This window comes from Candidatus Rhabdochlamydia sp. W815 (genome assembly GCF_018642185.1).
GTDB classification, from domain to species: Bacteria; Chlamydiota; Chlamydiia; order Chlamydiales; family Rhabdochlamydiaceae; genus Rhabdochlamydia; species Rhabdochlamydia oedothoracis.
This window is the reverse complement of record NZ_JAAVTY010000148.1, coordinates 1-2,870: the sequence shown is the minus strand read 5'-3', so window position 1 is coordinate 2,870 and position 2,870 is coordinate 1. Positions and strand designations below refer to the sequence as shown.

General features: G+C 35.8%; 3 protein-coding genes. All 3 read left to right on the top strand.

Annotated features, from left to right (window positions below):
• Nucleotides 1-257 (top strand): transposase (locus tag RHOW815_RS09440; RefSeq protein WP_251368221.1); only part of this gene is annotated, 257 nt, incomplete at its 5' end.
• Between the two features lie 69 nt (nucleotides 258-326).
• Nucleotides 327-1,118: a hypothetical protein gene (locus tag RHOW815_RS07640; protein ID WP_215217718.1), complete on the top strand. Its 792-nt coding sequence runs from the start codon at nucleotides 327-329 to the stop codon at nucleotides 1,116-1,118.
• A 309-nt stretch (nucleotides 1,119-1,427) separates the two neighbouring features.
• Nucleotides 1,428-2,687 (top strand): hypothetical protein, encoded by a 1,260-nt coding sequence (locus RHOW815_RS07635; protein WP_215217717.1) that lies wholly within the window; start codon nucleotides 1,428-1,430, stop codon nucleotides 2,685-2,687.
• Nucleotides 2,688-2,870: the final 183 nt, after the last annotated feature.

The following is a 2,870-nucleotide window of genomic DNA, read 5'->3' as shown; positions in this document are numbered from 1 at the left end:
AGTTTCTGATGTCTTCTAGGATTAAAGTGCACTATCTCCCTCCTTATTCGCCGAATTTGAATCCTATTGAACGCTTGTGGAAGATCTTAAAGGAAAAGACGGTATACAATCGATATTACGAAACGTCGGTGACTTTTTTTCAGGCAATTAGAGGATTCTTCTTAGAAGAGATACCGAAAATAACAGATATTTTGAAATGTAGGATAAACGACAAGTTTCAAGTCGTTGACTTAAATCCCATTAAGCTAGCCGTTTGAATCGGCACTAGTATAGAACATTTTTTTGATCTTGCATTCTTTGCATCATACACTAGATAATTTAAGATTATGCAAAAAAATTATCTATTTTTAAGTGCACTACTCATTTGTAATAGTGGCTTTGGTCTGTATACATTCAACCCCGGCTCACCTGGTATTCCTGAAGAAGGACTTTTTTTATCGAAACAGTCTTGGCTTAGGATCAAGATGGGTTATGAGTATGATCATGTTCAGAATCGTAAGCTTAAGGTTCTGCGTCAAAATGCTCTGCAGGTTAAAAACATGCCTAAGGCAAAGCTAACCAGTAATTTTGGGACATTTACAGCATCTATCAATCAGCGTTTGGATCTTTATTTTGAACTGGGAAAAATGCATGCAGAGTTTACGCAGCGCCTTTATCCTCAAGGTCCTGATATCTCTTATAAGTCCCATAGCTATTTTGCATGGGGCGGTGGTGGAAGAGCTATTCTAGTTTATTGGGGAGACACGCAAGTGGGACTTGCCGCAAGCTATAGAGCTGTGCGTCCTGATCTTTATGCCATTTTAGTAGATCAAGAATCGCATCTTCCGCAAAAAACAACAATGTTTTGTTACGAATGGCAGGTGAGTATGGGACTCTATCATCGCTTTTCTTACTTGATCCCTTATATCGCTCTACAATGTGCAGATTTTCAAGGAAAAATCAGGCATCTTCCCTCAATTCCTGTCTTTCCCAGAGGGTATTTTTCTTTTAAAAGTCAGCACCTATTTGGCTTGGTTTTAGGTTGTGGTCTCACAAATCAACGTGGGTTTGATTGTAATTTTGAAGCACGTTTCTTTAATGAAAAAGCATTTACGCTAAGTGCAGATTTGAGTTTTTAATAGAAAGACTTTGCCTGCAGGATATTTTTTAAAGAAAATACTATTCAAAAATACTTTTGAGCGATATCATTTTTTCTTAAATCTCATGAGTGATCTCTTATCATTCATGAACTTCTCAGCAATAGAAATTTTTAACGGTGTTGCTTCTATTTTCTTTGAAATAAAGAAAGATTTCCTTTATAAAATCTTGAGATTGTTTTTAATTTTTTCTATTAATCAGTTGATCTTAGTGTTGGGTATTTTTGAGATCTTCTCTAGTAATTTCTTAAATATTTTGCCCCCGTATAAAAAATTAATCTGGAGCTAATAATGAAAGTAGATTTGAAACGCTGCTTATTCCTTTTAAGCACCGTATTTGTTGCTTCTTCTGCAATGGCAGCAACAATTGACGAAGCAGATGATCTTGATCAAAGAGACATTGGTGCATTGCGTGATTGGATTAATACAAAACGCCAAGTGACTATTAAAGAGTCAGGTGGATCTTTATCCATTAGTGGAGAGGTTCGTACAGAATTTCAACATACTCATGAAACTGCAAATGGTGTGAATCAAAGAGGACCTAATGGAGTAGTATTTGGTAGCGATGGTCTACCTATTCCCTCTAATGGTTTTGATATTGAAGTGAATTTGATGTTTGACTATCGAACAGATCGTTCATGGGCAGCCGTTAAGTTAGAATTCGACAACGAAGCAGGAATTATAAGCGGAACTTTAAATAAGCTAAAGTTAGAAAGAGCTATCTGGGGTTATCGTATTTTTGATCGAAGCAATTGGGGTTTAGATGTCGAGTTAGGACGCCGCCGTATGTCTTCTATGCTTGATTCAAAGGTAGAGTTTAACTCGTTTTTTGATGGTGTGTGTTTTAAGTATGGTCATAATATCGATCCCATTGGAAGCGCTTACTTACATGCAGGTATTTTTCTTGTTAATGAATGGAAAGAACAGTTTGGTTATGTAGGAGAAATTGGTCTTCTCAATCTTTTTAAAACCGGTTTTTATACCAAATATTCCGTTATTGATTGGGATACAAAGAAATTTACCGACTCTATTGATAAACAACGTTTTGATTTTATTGTTTCTCAATTAATTCTTGGGTATCGCTTTAATGCCTTTTGTTCGAAGAAACCAGTACAAATCTATTTAGCTGGTTTATACAATCACAAAGCACGAAAATTGCCGATTACAGATAATCAAAAAGCGAATTGGGGTGCTTACTTAGGGGTTTCCATGGGAGAGCTTAAGAAAAAAGGCGACTGGGCTTTTGATATTAATGGACAGCTTCTTGCTGCACAATGCGTACCTGATTTTGATGTATCGGGAATTGGTACAGGAAATGCATCTTCTATTGGATTTTATACTGTAAAACTAGATGGCAAAGGTGGTCTTAACACTATAAAGACAGCAGGCGGTAATGTAAATTATCAAGGATATCAAATAACCTTTGATTACTTATTTACCAATCAGATTGATATTCAGCTTAGCTGGATGCAGTCCATTAAGTTGAATAAGCATATCGGTCCCTATTGTCGTTTTAGGCAAGTAGAAGTAGAAGTAATCTACGGTTTTTAAATCTTTAAAAGCCCTGTTAACTGCAGGGCTTTTTTCTTCATCAAAAAAATCTTCCTATTTAATTTCGTTTCATCTTTCATTTGTGCTAAGATGAGTCTTTTCAAGTTTGAAGTGCACAGAAGAATTAAAAAAAGAATAGGCAGGCGATGAAAGAATCTCTATTGTGATTTTTAACAATCAAAC